The organism is uncultured Reyranella sp. (genome assembly GCF_945957355.1).
Classification (GTDB): domain Bacteria; phylum Pseudomonadota; class Alphaproteobacteria; order Reyranellales; family Reyranellaceae; genus Reyranella.
Map to the genome: position 1 here is coordinate 273,851 of NZ_CAMFKM010000003.1, position 15,799 is coordinate 289,649.

At 67.0% G+C, this 15,799-nt stretch carries 14 protein-coding genes; 11 read left to right on the plus strand and 3 right to left on the minus strand.

Features of this window, described 5'->3' with window-relative positions; genetic code table 11:
• The first annotated feature begins 22 nt into the window (after positions 1-22).
• Positions 23-433, plus strand: coding sequence for a hypothetical protein (locus tag Q0Q48_RS06995; protein ID WP_295135979.1), 411 nt, complete (start codon positions 23-25; stop codon positions 431-433).
• Here Q0Q48_RS06995 and Q0Q48_RS07000 read toward each other — a convergent pair.
• From Q0Q48_RS07000 to Q0Q48_RS07010, 3 genes are all read right to left on the minus strand, one after another.
• Positions 430-732: a metalloregulator ArsR/SmtB family transcription factor gene (locus tag Q0Q48_RS07000; RefSeq protein ID WP_295135982.1), complete on the minus strand. Its 303-nt coding sequence runs from the start codon at positions 730-732 to the stop codon at positions 430-432. The two genes, Q0Q48_RS06995 and Q0Q48_RS07000, sit on opposite strands and share 4 nt — an antisense overlap.
• A 72-nt stretch (positions 733-804) precedes the next feature.
• Positions 805-1,776, minus strand: coding sequence for a tripartite tricarboxylate transporter substrate binding protein (locus Q0Q48_RS07005; RefSeq protein WP_295135985.1), 972 nt, complete (start codon positions 1,774-1,776; stop codon positions 805-807).
• Between the two features lie 2 nt (positions 1,777-1,778).
• Positions 1,779-4,730 (minus strand): Rne/Rng family ribonuclease, encoded by a 2,952-nt coding sequence (locus tag Q0Q48_RS07010; RefSeq protein ID WP_295135988.1) that lies wholly within the window; start codon positions 4,728-4,730, stop codon positions 1,779-1,781.
• A gap of 618 nt (positions 4,731-5,348) precedes the next feature.
• On the opposite strand from Q0Q48_RS07010, the gene Q0Q48_RS07015 reads away from it, so the two are divergent.
• The 10 genes from Q0Q48_RS07015 (at position 5,349) to Q0Q48_RS07060 (ending at position 15,733) form a co-directional block, all read left to right on the plus strand.
• Positions 5,349-6,053 carry an N-acetylmuramoyl-L-alanine amidase gene (locus tag Q0Q48_RS07015; protein WP_295135991.1) on the plus strand — a complete coding sequence of 235 codons (705 nt, stop codon included), beginning with the start codon at positions 5,349-5,351 and terminating at the stop codon, positions 6,051-6,053.
• Between the two features lie 55 nt (positions 6,054-6,108).
• The gene (locus Q0Q48_RS07020) at positions 6,109-8,565 is read left to right on the plus strand and encodes a penicillin-binding protein 1A (protein WP_295135994.1); all 2,457 of its coding nucleotides are present in this window, start codon (positions 6,109-6,111) and stop codon (positions 8,563-8,565) included.
• A gap of 21 nt (positions 8,566-8,586) precedes the next feature.
• Positions 8,587-9,709 (plus strand): peptide chain release factor 2 gene (gene prfB / locus Q0Q48_RS07025; protein WP_295136345.1). Its coding sequence is split into 2 segments (ribosomal slippage): positions 8,587-8,655 and positions 8,657-9,709, totalling 1,122 coding nucleotides; the frame shifts between segments, so codons are not numbered across the junction.
• A 16-nt stretch (positions 9,710-9,725) separates the two neighbouring features.
• On the plus strand, positions 9,726-9,935 hold the full coding sequence (locus Q0Q48_RS07030) for a hypothetical protein (protein ID WP_295135996.1): 210 nt from the start codon (positions 9,726-9,728) through the stop codon (positions 9,933-9,935).
• A gap of 58 nt (positions 9,936-9,993) precedes the next feature.
• Positions 9,994-11,298: an NtaA/DmoA family FMN-dependent monooxygenase gene (locus tag Q0Q48_RS07035; RefSeq protein ID WP_295135999.1), complete on the plus strand. Its 1,305-nt coding sequence runs from the start codon at positions 9,994-9,996 to the stop codon at positions 11,296-11,298.
• Positions 11,299-11,374: 76 nt separating this feature from the next.
• The gene (locus tag Q0Q48_RS07040) at positions 11,375-12,532 is read left to right on the plus strand and encodes an MFS transporter (protein WP_295136002.1); all 1,158 of its coding nucleotides are present in this window, start codon (positions 11,375-11,377) and stop codon (positions 12,530-12,532) included.
• 210 nt (positions 12,533-12,742) lie between these two features.
• On the plus strand, positions 12,743-13,738 hold the full coding sequence (locus tag Q0Q48_RS07045; RefSeq protein ID WP_295136005.1) for a tripartite tricarboxylate transporter substrate binding protein: 996 nt from the start codon (positions 12,743-12,745) through the stop codon (positions 13,736-13,738).
• 71 nt (positions 13,739-13,809) lie between these two features.
• Positions 13,810-14,757, plus strand: a complete 948-nt coding sequence (locus Q0Q48_RS07050) for a hypothetical protein (RefSeq protein WP_295136009.1) — start codon at positions 13,810-13,812, stop codon at positions 14,755-14,757.
• Positions 14,757-15,020 carry a hypothetical protein gene (locus Q0Q48_RS07055; protein WP_295136012.1) on the plus strand — a complete coding sequence of 88 codons (264 nt, stop codon included), beginning with the start codon at positions 14,757-14,759 and terminating at the stop codon, positions 15,018-15,020. The genes Q0Q48_RS07050 and Q0Q48_RS07055 overlap by 1 nt, the downstream gene beginning before the upstream one ends.
• Positions 15,017-15,733: a DUF2786 domain-containing protein gene (locus Q0Q48_RS07060; RefSeq protein ID WP_295136014.1), complete on the plus strand. Its 717-nt coding sequence runs from the start codon at positions 15,017-15,019 to the stop codon at positions 15,731-15,733. Before Q0Q48_RS07055 ends, Q0Q48_RS07060 begins: the two co-directional genes overlap by 4 nt.
• The last annotated feature ends 66 nt before the right edge of the window (positions 15,734-15,799 follow it).

Here is a 15,799-nt window from a genome sequence, read left to right on the forward strand (position 1 = left end):
TATAACGAAGGGAAAGAGACCGTTGGCCGAGGTATTTCCGTTCCGCGATCCCAGCCGCAAGATTCGGCAGGTATCCTACGTCACCGGCGACGTGACGCCGGATGGCCGGGAATTGTTGCTGAACGTCGAAACGGAACGGGACGGGCGGATCGAGCTGGTGTTCCCCACGGTCGATCTCCAGCACTTGCTGACACTGCTACTGATCCTGGGCGGGAAGGCCGCGCTCAAGGGAAAGTTCACCGCCTTCAGCGAAACCTACCAGGCCCAGCCGTTGCCGCTGCATGGCGTGTCGCTGGGAATAGGGCCCGACGACAAGGGGGTACTGACCGTCGAAGTCGGCGCCACGGTCCTGTCCTTCTCGCTGCCGCGCGATAGCATGGCTGAAATCGGCCGCACGATCCTCGGAATGACGGAAGCCCGCCCGGCGGGCTAGGCGGCCTTGCGCTTGGGCGGGGGGCGGCACTCGCGTGCGAGATAGCTGAACAGCCGGTCCATCGCGTCGTGATTGGGCCGGCAGACCAGGCTGGTTGCCGCGCGCGTCTGCGTAACGAGGCCGGCCGTAACCAGTGTCTTCAGATGGTGGGACAGGGTCGAGGCGTTGATCCCTAGGAGATCCTGGACGCTGCCGACGGTGAGCCCTTCCTCGCCGGCCTGTGAGAGGATTTCATAGATCCTGAGCCGTGCCGGATTGGCGAGAGCCTGAAGGCGACCTGCGGCCGTGGCGGTGTCCATCGGGGATGTGCCATGTCGTTGTATTCAATTGAATACATCGATGTGGCAGGCCGGGCAAGCGTGGCGGCAACGCTACTCCGGCTCGATGCCGGCGACCTTCATCATCTCGCGATAGAGCTCGATCTCGGCGACCATAATCCGTCGCATCTCGTCGGAAGAGCAAGGAGCGATCTCCGAACCGCCCTGGGCCTGCCGCTCCACATAGACGGGATCGGTGATGGCCTTGAGCATGGCTTCGCGCAGCTTCGTCATGACCGGCTGGGGCACGCCACGCGGCATGAGGATGCCTGTCCAGGTCATCAACTCGAAGTCGGGGATGCCCTGCTCGATCAGGGTCGGGATGTCGGGCGTGAGCTTGTAGCGGCCGCGGCTGCCGACGCCGAGGCAGCGCACGGTGCCGGCCTTGACCTGCGGCAGGCTGGTCACCGGGTCGGCGAAGCACATCTGGACGTGGCCGGCCATCGTGTCCTGGAGCGCTGCAGGCGTGCTCTTGTAGGGGACGTGCAGCATGTCGATGCCGGCCTTGGCCTTGAGCAGCTCGCCCGAGATCCGTGTCGAGGCGCTGCCGGAGCCGAAATTGATCTTGCCCGGCTGGCGTTTGCACAGGGCCACGAACTCCGGGGCCGTCTTCGCTTCGACCTTCGGGTTCACGATCATGAAGACCGGCGCGCGGCCGATGATCGTGACCGGCTCGAAATCCTTCAACGGATCGTAGGGCAGGGACTTCATCAGCGCGACGTTGGAAGCCGCCGCGGTGTTTGAGCAGACGAAGATGGTCTGGCCGTCCGGCTTGGCCTTGGCTGCGACTTCGGCGGCGATCGCTCCGTTGGCGCCGGGCTTGTTCTCGACGACGGCCGGGACGCCGAAGGCCTTGTTCAGCCCTTCGCCCACGTTACGGGCGCTCTGGTCGGTGGCCGATCCCGGACCGAACGGCACGATGATGCGAAACGGGCCGTTCGGGAATGCATCCGCGTTCGCCGCACCACTGAACGGCAGCGCGCAGGCGCCAGCGATCAGGGAGCGGCGACGCATCGTCTGCGTCATGCCTAGCGGCGCCACCAGCCGCGCTTGGGCTTCTCCGGCGGCGCGTCGATCACGGGGACCGGCGGCGGCGGAGGTGGCGCGGGGACGGGTTCCGGCTCGGGAATGGCGATCGGCTGCGGCGCCGAGGCGACCACCGGCTCGGGAGCGGGGGGCGGCGGCGGGGCCGCTTCCACGTTCACCGGCGGGCCCGGATCAAAAGGCGCACTGTCGACCGGCATCTGCTCGACCGGCATGCTCCCCAGCGGCGCCGGGGGCGAAGGGGGCGGCTCGTGGCTGGTCGGCTCGCTCGTATCGTGGCCGTTCTCCGCGCGCTCGTCGCCTCGGTCGTCGGCGTATCCTTCCGCAGTCTGGCCATCTCCCTCTGCGGCCTGCTCATCGCCCTGCATCGCCTCGCCTTCGCCGGGTTCGCGGCGGCGGCGGCGGCCTCCGCGGCGACCGCGCCGGCGGCGGCTTCCGTTGCGGTCATCGCCTTCGGGACGATCGCCCTCGGCGCCGTCCTCGCTCGCACTGGCCGTGTCGGCGTCACCCTCGGGCGCACTGTCCTCGGCATCGTCCTCGGCAGCACCATTGATGCGCGGCTCGTCGGACGGGGCTTCATCGCCCTCGCGTGCTTCGCCGGCCTCCTGCGGACGATCGGAACCTTCGCCGTCCTCACGGCGACCACCGCGGCGGCGGCGGCGACGACGACGGCCTCGGCCGCGACCTTCGCCTTCCTCGCCGGCGTTGCGCTCTTCGTCACGCTCGCCGCCCTCGCTGGCCTCGCTACCGTCGGATTCGTCATCGGACGTTTCGTCGCCGGACGTCTCCTCGTAGCTGGCGCGCGCCAGTTCTGGCGCAGGCCGGTCGTTGTTGCGGTGATCCTCGCGGCGCGAGCGCACGCGCTCGATTTCGCAATCGGCGGCATGAAGATCCTCGTCGGCCTCGACGATGACCGTGAAGCCGTAGCGCTGTTCGATCTCCGACAGCGAATGGCGCTTCTGGTTCAGCAGGTAGAGCGCGACGTTCGGCGGGACGCTGACGGCGATCTCGCTGGCCCGGCGACGCACGCCTTCCTCCTCGACGGCGCGCAGCGCGTGAAGCGCTGCGGACTCCAGAGAGCGGATGCGGCCGGTGCCCGCGCAATGCGGGCAGACCTCGGTCGAGTGCTCCAGCAGGCTGGGGCGCAGCCGCTGGCGCGACATCTCGAGCAGGCCGAACGCGGAGATGCGCCCGATCTGGATGCGCGCGCGGTCGCTGCGCATCGAGTCCTTCACCTTGTGCTCGACCTGGCGTTGGTGACGTGTCTCCTCCATGTCGATGAAGTCGATCACGATCAGGCCGGCGAGATCGCGCAGGCGGACCTGGCGGGCGATCTCCTCGGCCGCCTCGAGGTTGGTGCGGAGCGCCGTCTCCTCGATGTTCCGCTCCTTGGTCGAACGGCCCGAGTTGACGTCGATGGCGACCAGCGCCTCGGTCGGGTTGATCACGATGTATCCGCCCGAACGCAGCTGCACGGTCGGCGAATGCATCGCGTCGAACTGCGATTCCACCTGGTAGCGGTGGAAGAGGGGGATCGGCTCCCGATACAGCTCGACCTTGTTGGCCTGATGCGGCACCAGCTGGCGCATGAACTCGGCGGCGCCCTGGAAGCCCGCCTCGCCCTCGACCAGGACCTGCGCAATGTCGGTGTCGTAGATGTCGCGCAGCGACCGCTTGATGAGATCGCCTTCCTCGTAGATCAGCGCCGGCGCCGTCGAGCGCATGGTGATCTCGCGGATCGAATCCCAGAGGCGCGACAGGTATTCGTAGTCGCGCTTGATGTCGATGTTGGAACGCTCGAGGCCGGCGGTGCGCAGAATCACGCCCATGCCCTGAGGCACGTCGAGATCGCTCAGGATCTCCTTCATGCGCTTGCGGTCGGAGGGATTGGAGATCTTGCGCGAGATGCCGCCGCCACGGCCGGCGTTGGGCATCAGCACGCAATAGCGGCCGGCCAGCGAAAGGTAGGTGGTGAGGGCGGCGCCCTTGTTGCCGCGCTCTTCCTTGACCACCTGCACCAGCAGGATTTGCCGGCGCTTGATGACTTCCTGGATCTTGTACTGGCGGATCGGGTTGCGGCGGCGGCGCTCGCGCGTCTCGCGCTCCTCGACTACCACCTCGTCACCGCCCAGCGTCTCGACCGTGACGTCGGGCTGCGGCGCCTCGGCCTGATCGGTCAATTCGGACGGGGAGGCCTCGCCATTCAATTCGGCAGGCTGTTCGGATGTCGACTCGGCACCTTCAGCAACGGCGGTCTCGCCGTCGGTCGCGGGCACGGCCGCTGGCTCGTAAGCAGGGACTTCGGCGGTCTCGACGTGAACCGGACCGTCGAGACGCTCGACCGGGATTTCCGTGGGCTGGGCCTGCGGCTCGGGCTCGCTGACCGGCACGGCATCTGTGACCGGCGCCGCTTCGGCGACGATCGGATCGGCGGGCGCGGCCTCGGCGACCGGGGCGTCGGGCGCAGGCGCCTCGGCCGCAACCGCTTCGACAGCGGACGCCTCGACCACAGGGGCGTCGCCCGGGACGGCCGCCGCCTTGATGATGTCATCCGCGGCGGCCTCAATGATGTCGGCGCGAGCTTCCTCGATGTCGGTGCGATCGACCCGGTTGCTGTGCCGCGGCTCGTCATCCTCGGCCTCGGCGTGCAGCCGCTGCTGCTCGGCGATCAGCCGTTCGCGGTCGGCGACGGGAATTTGATAGTAGTCGGGATGGATCTCCGAGAAGGCCAGGAAGCCATGCCGGTTTCCGCCATACTCGACGAAGGCCGCCTGGAGCGACGGCTCGATGCGGATGACCTTCGCGAGGTAGATGTTGCCCTTGAGGGGCTTGCGGCTCGCAGTTTCGAAGTCGAATTCTTCAAGTCTCGTTCCATCGACCACAACGACCCGGGTTTCTTCCGGGTGACTTGCATCGATGAGCATACGCCTTGCCATGGGCTCGCTCCGAGGCGTCCGATCCCAACCGGTGCGAGCGACCGGCGGCCATGCCGCCTCCGTCGTGCGAGGGGAGCGGTGCGTCATCGACCCGTCGAACGACCAACTCAGGCCAAGACGGGGAAGCTTCGCGCCGCCGGACCACGACTGGGTCCTGCCAACCTCGAGTTTCCTGATAGCCACCGCCTGCCTGACAGTCTCTCCGCAGACCGGCCGCGCCCCCAATTGTCTTGCAAGGGCGCGAGGCCAGCCCGGCTCGGAAACTGCCGTCGGAGCGCGACCCTAAGGCGCGCTACGAACGACGGCGACTGCTCGCGTACGCAACATACGGGGTTGGAAAGGGGTCGACAATCAAAAGATTGTGTCGTCTGAATTTGATCTTTTAAGCTATTGAAAATATTTGGAATTACAGTCACCTTTCTGATATTGCTTTAACAATATTCAATCAATTTTCATCCCTCTTGATCCTTGGCGTTTGCCATGTCCGACTTCCGTCGCCGTCATCTGCTCGCCGTTCTGGCCGGCGTGAGTGTGCTTGGAATGGGCTCGGGAAGGGCTCTGGCGGCCCCATCGAAGAGGCGGCCAAAGTCGATGGCCAAGCCTACGCCGCCCATGCAAATGGACAAGCCAAAGCTGGTCTTCCTCGATCCCGGGCATGGCGGCCGCGATCCAGGCGCGCTTGGTGGCCGCGGGACGCAGGAGAAGACCGTCGTCCTGGCAATCGCACGCGACCTGCAGCGTGAGCTGCTGGCCGGCAATCGCTACCGGGTCCTGCTATCGCGCAATACCGACGCCTATGTGCCCTTGCGCGAGCGCGTGGCGAGGGCGCAGGCCGCGAGGGCCGATCTGTTCCTGTCACTGCATGCCGATGCCCATGGCGACCACGATGTGCGCGGGGCCTCGGTCTACACGCTTTCGGAAGAGGCGACGGACCGGGAGGCGGCGGCGCTCGCCGCTCGCGAGAATCGCGCCGGTGCCGTGATTTCAGGCATGAGGCTGTCGGAGCAACCGGACAACGTGGCGCAGACCCTGGTGGCGATGAGCCAGCGCGGCACGGTGAACGACTCGCGGCGGCTGGCCGACACGGTCGTCGCCACCTTCGCCCGCAACGGCGTCCGCCTGCTGCCGCGAACGCACCGGCAGGCGGGCTTTGCGGTGCTGACCTCGCCCGAGATCCCGGCGGCGCTGGTCGAGCTGGGCTATCTCTCGAACCCACAGGACGAAAAGCTGCTGACCGTGCGTCAGCACCAGATGGCGCTCGCCCGGGCACTGAGGGCCTCGGTTGATGCCTATTTCGGAACCGGCGCCACAAGAAAGGCGTAAGTAGGAGCCATCCTGCGACGTTGAAGGCCTTCTGGCTGCCGCGTAGAAAGTGACCGTGCTCAACTTCATCAAGATCAGTCTGGCTTTTGCCACCGCCGCCCTCATCGTCGGCACCGGCACCGTTGCAGGCCTCTTCTGGCACTTCAGCCACGGACTGCCCGACCACAAGCAGCTCGCCGACTACCAGCCGGCGACCCTGACCCGGCTCTATGCCTCCGATGGCAAGCTCCTGGCCGAGTATGCGCGCGAGAAGCGCGTCTTCGTGCCGGTCGACGCCATGCCCAAGCGGGTGCTCGAGGCCTTCGTCGCGGCCGAGGACCAGCGCTTCTTCACCCATCCCGGCATCGACTTCATCGGCGTCCTGCGTGCCGTGGTGGCAAACGTGGCCAACCCGGGCAAGCGCCCCGAAGGTGCGTCTGGCCTGACGCAGCAGGTCGCCAAGAACTTCCTGCTCACCAACCAGGCGACGCTCTCGCGCAAGATCCGCGAGGCCATCCTCGCGTTCCGCATCGAGGAGACCTACTCGAAGGCGCGCATTCTCGAGCTCTACCTGAACGAGATCTATCTCGGCTCGGGCAATTACGGCGTGGCCCAAGCGGCCCTCAACTACTTCGACCGGTCGCTCGACGAATTGTCGCTCTCCGAGATCGCCTATCTCGCGGCCCTGCCCAAGGCGCCGAACCGCTACAACATCGTGCGCAACGAGAAGGAAGCCTACGCCCGGCGTGACTACGTGCTCCATCGCATGATGGAGGACGGCTATATCACCGCCGCCGAGGCGCAGGCCGCCAAGGCCGACAAGCTGCAGTATCGTCGCCGCAGCACCACGGAAGTGGCGCAGGCCGATTTCTTCGCCGAGGAAGTGCGGCGCAATCTGATGGCGGCCTATGGCGAGAAGGGCCTCTACGAAGGCGGCCTCACCGTCAGTACGACTCTCGATCCGGCCATCCAGGCGGTTGCCGACAACGCCCTCCGTGACGGGTTGATCGCCTACGACCGCCGCCACGGCTGGCGCGGGCCCTACGCCAAGATCCCCGACATGAGCGTCTGGGAGGAGGAGTTTGCCCGACTCGTCCAGCGGCGGCCGCTGGCCGGTCCGCCGACCTGGCAGCTTGCGGTCGTCAGCAAGGTCGACGCGCAGTCCGTCCAGCTGGTCGGACTGCCGGACGGGGGGGAAGGCACGGTGCCTTTCGCCGAGATGACCTGGGCGCGCCCGACCCTGCAGAACCAGACGGTCGGCGGCGCGCCGCGCGGCCCGCGCGACGTCGTCTCGGTGGGCGACGTGATCGTCGTCGAGAAGGTCGAGAAGCCGGCCGGTGCCAACGCCAAGCCCTATCCGCCGAAGACCTATGCGCTGCGCCAGGTGCCCAACGTCGAGGGTGGCGTCGTCGTGATGGACACCCAGGCCGGCCGCGTGCTGGCCATGTCGGGCGGCTGGTCCTACGGCCGCAGCCAGTTCAATCGCGCCGTCCAGGCCGCCCGCCAGCCGGGCTCCGCCTTCAAGCCGTTCGTCTATCTCGCCGCGATGGACGCCGGCTTTACGCCGGCCTCGATCGTGCTCGATGCGCCGTTCGTCTACGATCCGGGCTACGGCCAGCCGCTGTGGACGCCGAAGAACTACGGCGGCGACATGCTGGGACCGACCACCGTTCGCCGTGGCCTCGAACTGTCGCGCAACCTGATGACAGTGCGCATGGCGCAGCAGATCGGGATGAAGCGCGTCGTCGATGTCGCCAAGGAGTTCGGCGTCACGGATCACATGGGCGCTTACCTGCCGATGGCGCTTGGCGCCGGCGAGACGACGCTGCTCCGGATGACGATGGCCTATGCGATGCTGGCCAACGGCGCGCTCGAGATCACGCCCTCGCTGGTCGACCGGGTTCAGGATCGTAACGGCAAGACGGTCTACCGCCACGAGCCGCGCACCTGCCGCGGCTGCGGCGAGACGGCGGGGAATGCCACGCCCGCTGCGCCGGAACTCGTCGATTCGCGCAAGCCCTTCCACGATCCGGCATCGGTCTACCAGGTCGTCAGCATGATGCAGGGCGTCACGACGCGCGGCACGGCGGGACGCCTGGCGGCGCTCGGCCGTCCGATCGCCGGCAAGACCGGCACGACGAACGACGCGCACGACAACTGGTTCCTGGGCTCGACGCCCGATATCACCGTTGGCGTCTACATCGGTTTCGACGAGCCGCGGACATTGGGCGCGCAGGAGACCGGCGGCGGCAATGCCGTGCCGATCTACGAAGCGATCGCCAAGGAAATCTTCAAGGGCAAGCCGCCGACGCCGTTCCGCGTGCCGCCGGGCCTGCGCATGGTCCGCTTCAGCTACGAGGGCGGCACGATCGACGAGGTGTTCAAGCCGAATACCGAGCCGGGATCGGATGGCTATATGGTCACACCGCTTGACGGATCGGCCCCTTATTCCGCTATAGACCCCACGCAGGGCCCGCAGCAGGCGGGCAGCCCCCGGCGTCCGGGTCTCTCGGGCACCGGCGAGACCTATTAGTCAGCTCGAAACGGATCCGTGATGCGCGCCGAAGCCCAAGCGATGGTGAACGAGATCGAGGAGTCGCTCGAACTCCTCAGGAGGCGTCTTTGACTACGACCGTGCGGTCGTACGTCTCGATGAGCTGAACGCGCGCGCCGAGGATCCGGCGCTGTGGAACGATCCGAAGGAAGCGGAGAAGGTGATGCGCGAGCGCACCCGGCTCGAAGCGTCGATCGGTGCGATCAAGCGCCTGCGGGCGGCAGTCGACGACAATGTCGGCCTGATCGAGATGGCCGAAGCCGAGAAGGACGAGGCCACCATCGCCGAGTGCGAGAAAGCGCTGCGCGAGGCGACGGGTGAGGCCAAGGCGGCGCGGCTCGAGACGCTGCTGTCGGGCGAGGCCGACGCCAACAACGCCTATATCGAGATCAACGCCGGCGCCGGCGGCACCGAGGCGCAGGACTGGGCCGAGATGCTGGCTCGCATGTACACGCGCTGGGCCGAGCGCCGCGGCTACAAGGTGAGCTGGCTCGAGGAAAGTGCCGGCGAAGAGGCCGGCATCAAGTCCTGCGCCTACAAGGTCGAGGGTCCCAACGCCTATGGTTGGCTGAAGACCGAGAGCGGCGTGCACCGGCTGGTGCGTATCTCCCCGTTCGACGGCAATGCGCGGCGCCAGACCTCGTTCGCCTCGGTCTGGGTCTACCCCGAGGTGGATGACAACATCGAGATCGAACTGGTCGATAAGGATCTTCGGGTCGACACCTATCGTGCGTCGGGCGCCGGCGGCCAGCACGTCAACAAGACCGATTCCGCGGTGCGCATCACCCATCTGCCGACCGGTATTGCCGTCGCCGTCCAGCAGGAGCGCTCGCAGCACCAGAACCGCGCCAAGGCGATCCAGATGCTGAAGGCGCGCCTCTACGAGGTCGAACTGCAGAAGCGCGAGGCCGAGCGTCTCGAGGCTGAGGCCAACAAGACCGACATCGGCTGGGGTCACCAGATCCGCTCCTACGTGTTGCAGCCCTACCAGATGGTGAAGGACCTGCGGACCAACGTGGAGCGATCGGACCCGCAGAAGGTGCTCGACGGCGACCTCGACGAGTTCATGGCCGCCTCGCTCGCCGCCCGCGTGGGCGAGGGCAAGGACAAGGAAGCCGCGTAAAGAGCAGGAGCCGACGATGGCGGGTATGTGGTTCGTGTTCGAAGCCGAGTATCAGATAGAGGACCGCCGGGCGAACTGGAACAAGCCGGTGCCCGAAACGATGGCCTGGCACGGTCCCTATGCGACCGAGAAGGAAGCGGACGAGGTTGCGCTGGCCCGCATGTGGGCCAAGATCGACCTCTACGCCCACAAGGCGCGCACCGTGGACATGACGGTGAAGGCCTGACGCCTTAGCTGGTCCGTCGATTGCATCTCCGCTCCGGGCAACGGCGGAGAGGCGCACCTTGGCGGCACGGCAATTCCATCTCGGCTGGTTTCTCGGCAACAGTTTCGGCGTGCACGGCTGGAGCCAGCCCTGGTCCGGTGTCGATGCGCGCGAATGGGCACAGCCAGACCTTCATGTCGAACTGGCCAAGGCGCTGGAACGCGCCTGCTTCGATTGCCTCCTGCTCGAGGACTCGCTGTTCGTGCCGGACAACTACGGCGGCTCGATGGATTTCTATCTCAAGCGGGCCCTGCGCGCGCCGAAGAACGATCCGCTGCCGCTGGTGCCGCTGATCGCGCAGGCGACGCGGCACCTCGGCATCGTGCCGACCATCTCGACCAGCTTCTATCCGCCGTTCCTGCTGGCCCGCCTGATCGCGACGCTCGACCTGATGTCGAAGGGCCGTGTGGGCTGCAACTTCGTGACCTCGACCGCGGAACGGGCGGCGCAGAATTTCGGACTGGACGCGCATCTCGAACACGACCTGCGCTACGAGATGGCCGACGAATTCGTGGCGCTGGCAACGAAGCTCTGGTCGTCGTGGGAAGCCGACGCGATCGTCATGGACGAGAAGTCCGGCACCTTCGTTGATCCCGCGAAGGTCCATGCCGTCGATTTCAAGGGCCGGTTCTTTTCTTCACGCGGACCGCTCAACACCGCGCGGCCGCCGCAGGGACGGCCGGTGCTGGTCCAGGCCGGCGGCTCACCGCAGGGCAAGGCCTTCGCCGCCCGGCACATGGACATCGTGATCGCAGCCCTCGGTACGGTCGCGGAGATGAAGGCGTTTCGCGACGACATGCGCGCGCGCCTTTCCGCAGAAGGTCGCGACCCCGACAGCTGCAAGGTGCTGTTCGTCGTATCGCCGACCCTGGGCGAGACCAACGAGGAAGCGGAAGAGCGCGTTCGTCGCCGGAAGGCGCAGCGCGAGGCCGCGCCCGAGATCACGCTGGCTATGATGGGCAGCCTCACGGACATCGACTTCTCGACCTTCGATCTCGATGCGCCGCTGGCCGAGCTCACGACCAACGGCCAGCAGGGGACGCTGAAGCGCTTCCTGGCGCAGGGCCGCACCTTGCGAGAGGTGGCGAGCAACTACAGCTTCGGCTTCGAGCACGCGGTGGCTGGAACGACCCGGCGCGTCGCAGACGTGATGGAAGAGGCGATGGAGCGGGTGGGCGGCGACGGCTTCATGTTCAGCGGGCCGCTCAGCCGTCGCTATGTCGCGGAGATCACGGACGGGCTGGTGCCGGAACTGCAACGGCGCGGCCTGGTTCGCACTGCGTACTCGCACGCGCATTTCCGGGACAATCTGTTTGCATTCTGAGCGGTGGGCGCCACTCTGATGACCACCTCGTCGGAGCCGCCTCATCGCCAGTCCACTCTACGTCGCGCTCGGCGCCATGACGGTGCAGCAGACCTTCGCTACCCTGGGACGGTCGACGGTACCGCTGATCGCCGCGGCCATCGTGGTCGATCTCGGCATCGAAGCGGCACTGGTCGGCGTCTATCTCGCGATCGGTTCGGTCGCGGCCTTCCTGACGACTGTGGGCTGCGGCGGATTCATCCTGCGGTACGGAGCGGTGCGCATGACGCAGGTCGGCATGGCGGCGCTGGGCGTCGGCCTCGCGATCACGACCGCGGGCTGGTTGCCGCTCTTCGCAGCCGGCGCCTTCATCGGCGGGCTCGGGCAGGCGGTTTCGACGCCGTCGAGTTCGCATCTCCTCGGTCGGCTGGCACCCCGGCACCTGGCGCCGCTGGTCTTCTCGATCAAGCAGTGCGGCGTGCCGGTCGGATTGATGCTGGCCGGTGTGGTGGCGCCGGCGCTGGTGGTCGAGGCCGGTTGGCGGGTGGCGCTGCTGGTCATTGCACTGGCCTCCTTCCTGATCGTGCTGGCGCTGCAGCCGCTGCGCGCGGGCTTCGACGTCGATCGCAATCCTGCCCAGCCGCTTTCACCGGCCGACATCCGGGCTAATGTGCTCGGCGTCCTGCGCGATCCCGCGCTGCGCATGTTGTGCGTCGCGATGTTCAGCTTCGTAGGCCTGCAGTCGCTCTTCACCGGCTTCTTCGTGCTCTACCTGGTGCGCGGCCTGGGCTACGACCTCGAGCGGGCGGGCCAGGTCTTCGCCATCGCCATCGTCGTCGCGGTCCCGGCGCGCATCGGCTGGGGCTGGCTCGCCTCGCGCTTCGTGCCGCCGGCGACCCTGCTGGCCTTCCTCGGCATCGGCATGGCCGGCGCTGCCGTTCTCACGGCTTCGATCGATCCCGGCTGGCCGACCTGGGCCGCGGCCGCAATCGCCACGGCGCTGAGCGTGACCGGCGTGAGCTGGCACGGCGTGCTGCTGGCCGAGGTGGCGCGCCTGTCGCCGGTCGGCCGGATCGGCGCCACCACGGGCGCGGTCCTGGCCTTCGGCGATGCCGGCGCCCTGATCCTGCCGCTGCTGTTCAGCGCCGCCCTGTCGCTGACGGGCGGCTACGCCACCGGCTTTCTGATCGGTGCGACCCTGGCGCTCGGCGTCGGTCTGTTCGGCCTCTGGCGACGAGTCTGCTGGCAACGCTAGCAGGCTGGCGATGGAGGGGGTGCGACATCCGTTTCATTTGTTTCGTTTATTGCGCTTGTTTCGTTTATTGGCCGCGATTCCGCCTTCCGCACGGCCGGACGATGCGGCCACTTCCTGTTCGAGCGTAGCGGCGAGGAGCCGCCGGCTGGCCTTTCCTGACAGTTGGTGTAGCCTTTCCGGCAAAACAAGTGCCTGGGAGGGCAAACGACCATGGACAACCGCAGGAAGACTCCGGCGAAGGTCGGACGGCGACTTTTTCTCGGCGGCACCGCTGCTGGCCTCGTCGCGGCGCCATCCATCGTGTCGGCGCAGAATGACTGGCCCAACAAGCAGATCCGCGTCGTCATTCCCTATCCGCCGGGCGGCCCCTCCGACGTCACGACGCGCATCGTACTCGAGCGCGCCGGTGCGTTGCTGGGGCAGAGCATCCTGTTCGACAACAAGGCCGGCGCCAGCGGCGCGATCGGCGCCGAGCACGTCATCAAGAGCGCGCCGGCCGACGGCTATACCTTCCTGACGACGACCACGGCGATGGTCTGCATCACCGAGCATCTCCAGCCGCTGCCTTACGATACGTCGAAGGACCTGGTGGCGGTGGCGCGCACCGCGACCTCGTGGATGGGGATGGGCATCAACCCGCAGGTACCGGCCAACAACCTCCAGGAATTCATCGCCTACGCCAAGGCGAACCCCGGCAAGGTCAATTTCGGCTCGGCAGGGCTCGCCACCATCACCCAGCTCTACGGCGAGATCTTCAACATCGAGGCCGGCGTGAAGATGGTTCACGTGCCCTACAAGGGCAGCGCCCCGGCGACCAACGACCTGCTGTCAGGCCAGATCCAGGTGCAGTTCGACCCGACGACCCTGCCGCACATCGCCGCCGGCCGCCTGAAGTGCTTTGCCGTGCTGGGGGAGAAGCGCTGGCCCGGTAAGCCGGACATACCCACCCTGAAGGAGCAGGGGCTGGGCAAGATCGGCGGCGATGCCTGGTATGGCATCCTGGCGGCCAGGGGAACGCCGCAGGCCGCCATCGACAGGATGTCCGCGGCGATCGGCGAGGCGGTCAAGGACCCGGCCCTGAACGAGAAGCTGGTGGCGAGCGGCAACTACTCGAGCTTCCAGGACACGAAGACATTCCAGGCCACCATCGGACGCGAGCGCGTGTCGTTCGGTGAGATCATCAGGAAGGCTGACATCAAGGTCTGAGCAGGCCGCATTGCCGTCTGACAGCCACGTCCGCCAGCCTCTATACTGCGGCCGGTTGAGGAGGGCAGGTCATGACCAAGCCGGGTGCCAGACAGTACGACCGCAGCGCCGAGGACCTCGGCAACATCGTGGCGCTGGAGCATGTCAATCTCGGGATCGCCGACCAGGGACTGGCGACGGTCTTCTACATGACGGGGCTCGGCCTGACGCGCGATCCCTACATGATGACCGGCATCGACAATATGTGGGTCAATGTCGGGCGCAGCCAGTTCCACCTGCCGACGATGGCCGGAGCGCAGCGCCTGCGGGGGCGGGTCGGGCTCGTGATTCCCGACCGCGAGGCGCTGCTGCAACGTCTCGACCGGGTGAAAGGCATGCTCGGCGACACGCGCTTTGCCTTCGCCGAGCGCGAAGACCATGTCGCGGTGAGCTGTCCCTGGGGCAATCGCATCCTGTGTCACGAGCCGTCGGCGCGCTTCGACGGCATGGGACTGGGCATGGCCTATGTCGAGTTCGATGTGCCCCGCGGCGCGGCCGGGGGGATCGCCGGCTTCTATCGCGATGTCTTCGCGACCGGTGCACGCGTCGAGGGATCGGCAGCGCATGTTTCCGTCGGCATCGGCCAGGAACTGATCTTCCGTGAGAGCGATGCCGCGCCCGAGGCCTATGACGGGCATCATATCCAGGTCTATGTCGCGAATTTCTCCGGGCCCTATCGGGCGCTGGTCGAGCGCGGACTGGTGACCGAGGAGAGCAACCAGCACCAGTACCGGTTCCAGCACATCGCCGATCCGGCCACCGGCAAGGCGCTGTTCGAGATCGAGCATGAGGTGCGCAGCCTGCGCCATCCGATGCATGCGCGGCCCCTGGTCAACCGCAATCCCCAGCAGACCAATCGCGCCTACGTGCCCGGCCGCGACGGATGGGTACCCGAGCCGATGATCCCGGATATGGACGATCCGCGCGCCGGGATGCGCCGCAAACGCTTCGAGGAAGCAGCACGCCGGGTGGCCGGCTGATGCTCGGACTCACTCTGAAGATCTTGGGCTTCGGTTTGCTGGGCATCGTCGTGACGCCCATCGTGGTCGGGATCGTGGGGCTCACGCTCGCGTACAGCCTCGATTCCCGCTGCGGCACGCCGGGCGATTCGGGCGGCTGCGAGATGGGTATCGCCTCCCTCGCTGTCGCCTCGGCGCTGCCGGGCCTGGCGATCGGCGTTGCTTTCGCGCTCTATCTCCACTTCCGCAAGAAGCGCGCGACGCCGCCCGCACCGCGCCCGTGACGCCGCCGGACGCTTCGGCCCTCGACAAGCTCCGGGGCCGCATCCAGGCGCTGCGCGCCAAGACGATCGACAATGGCTGCACCGAAGGCGAGGCGCTGGCGGCGGCGGCCAAGGTGGCCGAGCTGCTCGCCCGCTACGAGTTGTCGCTGAGCGACGTCGAGATCCGCGAAACGCAGTGCGAGGAGCGGGTCTACGAGACCCGGCTCAAGAAGCGCATCCCGATCGACGAGTGCATCGGCGCCATCGCCGCCTTCTGCGACTGCCGGGTCTGGCGCGAGAAAAATGCGGCCGGCGAGGCGCGCTACGTCTTCTTCGGCCTGCCGGCCGACGTCGAGGTGGCGCACTACCTCACCGAACTGATCGATGGCGCGGTTCGGGCCGAGCTTGGCCGCTACAAGGTCTCGGCCGACTACAGGCGCTTCCGCCACCAGGAACGTCATCTGGCCAATGCCTCCTTCGCGCTTGGCATGTGCGCCTCCATCGCCGACCGGCTGATGGCGATGAAGGCGGAGCGCGACGAGGTCATCCGGAGCAGCGGCCGCGGGCTCGTCGTGCTGAAGGCCGCTGTCGTCGACACCGAGCTGGAAAAGCTCGGCCTGAAGCTGCGCACCGTCGAGGCCGGTCCTGGGCGCATGATTTCGCCGGCTGCCTTCGATGCCGGCGGTGCCGCTGGGGAGACAGTGAGTCTCCAGACCGGCATTGGCCGCAAGTAGCGCTTCTTGCGGCGAGGGGCGTCGGAATCAGGCAGAGGCCGAGGTCAGCGCCACAGGAGAGCCGGT

Bases quoted from the DNA above. Each gene is read 5' to 3' on its own strand.
- Q0Q48_RS07000 (WP_295135982.1), bottom strand. From the start codon at position 732: ATGGACACCGCCACGGCCGCAGGTCGCCTTCAGGCTCTCGCCAATCCG.
- Q0Q48_RS07005 (WP_295135985.1), bottom strand. From the start codon at position 1,776: ATGACGCAGACGATGCGTCGCCGCTCCCTGATCGCTGGCGCCTGCGCG.
- Q0Q48_RS07010 (WP_295135988.1), bottom strand. From the start codon at position 4,730: ATGGCAAGGCGTATGCTCATCGATGCAAGTCACCCGGAAGAAACCCGG.
- Q0Q48_RS07015 (WP_295135991.1), top strand. From the start codon at position 5,349: ATGGACAAGCCAAAGCTGGTCTTCCTCGATCCCGGGCATGGCGGCCGC.
- Q0Q48_RS07030 (WP_295135996.1), top strand. From the start codon at position 9,726: ATGGCGGGTATGTGGTTCGTGTTCGAAGCCGAGTATCAGATAGAGGAC.
- Q0Q48_RS07040 (WP_295136002.1), top strand. From the start codon at position 11,375: ATGACGGTGCAGCAGACCTTCGCTACCCTGGGACGGTCGACGGTACCG.
- Q0Q48_RS07045 (WP_295136005.1), top strand. From the start codon at position 12,743: ATGGACAACCGCAGGAAGACTCCGGCGAAGGTCGGACGGCGACTTTTT.
- Q0Q48_RS07050 (WP_295136009.1), top strand. From the start codon at position 13,810: ATGACCAAGCCGGGTGCCAGACAGTACGACCGCAGCGCCGAGGACCTC.
- Q0Q48_RS07055 (WP_295136012.1), top strand. From the start codon at position 14,757: ATGCTCGGACTCACTCTGAAGATCTTGGGCTTCGGTTTGCTGGGCATC.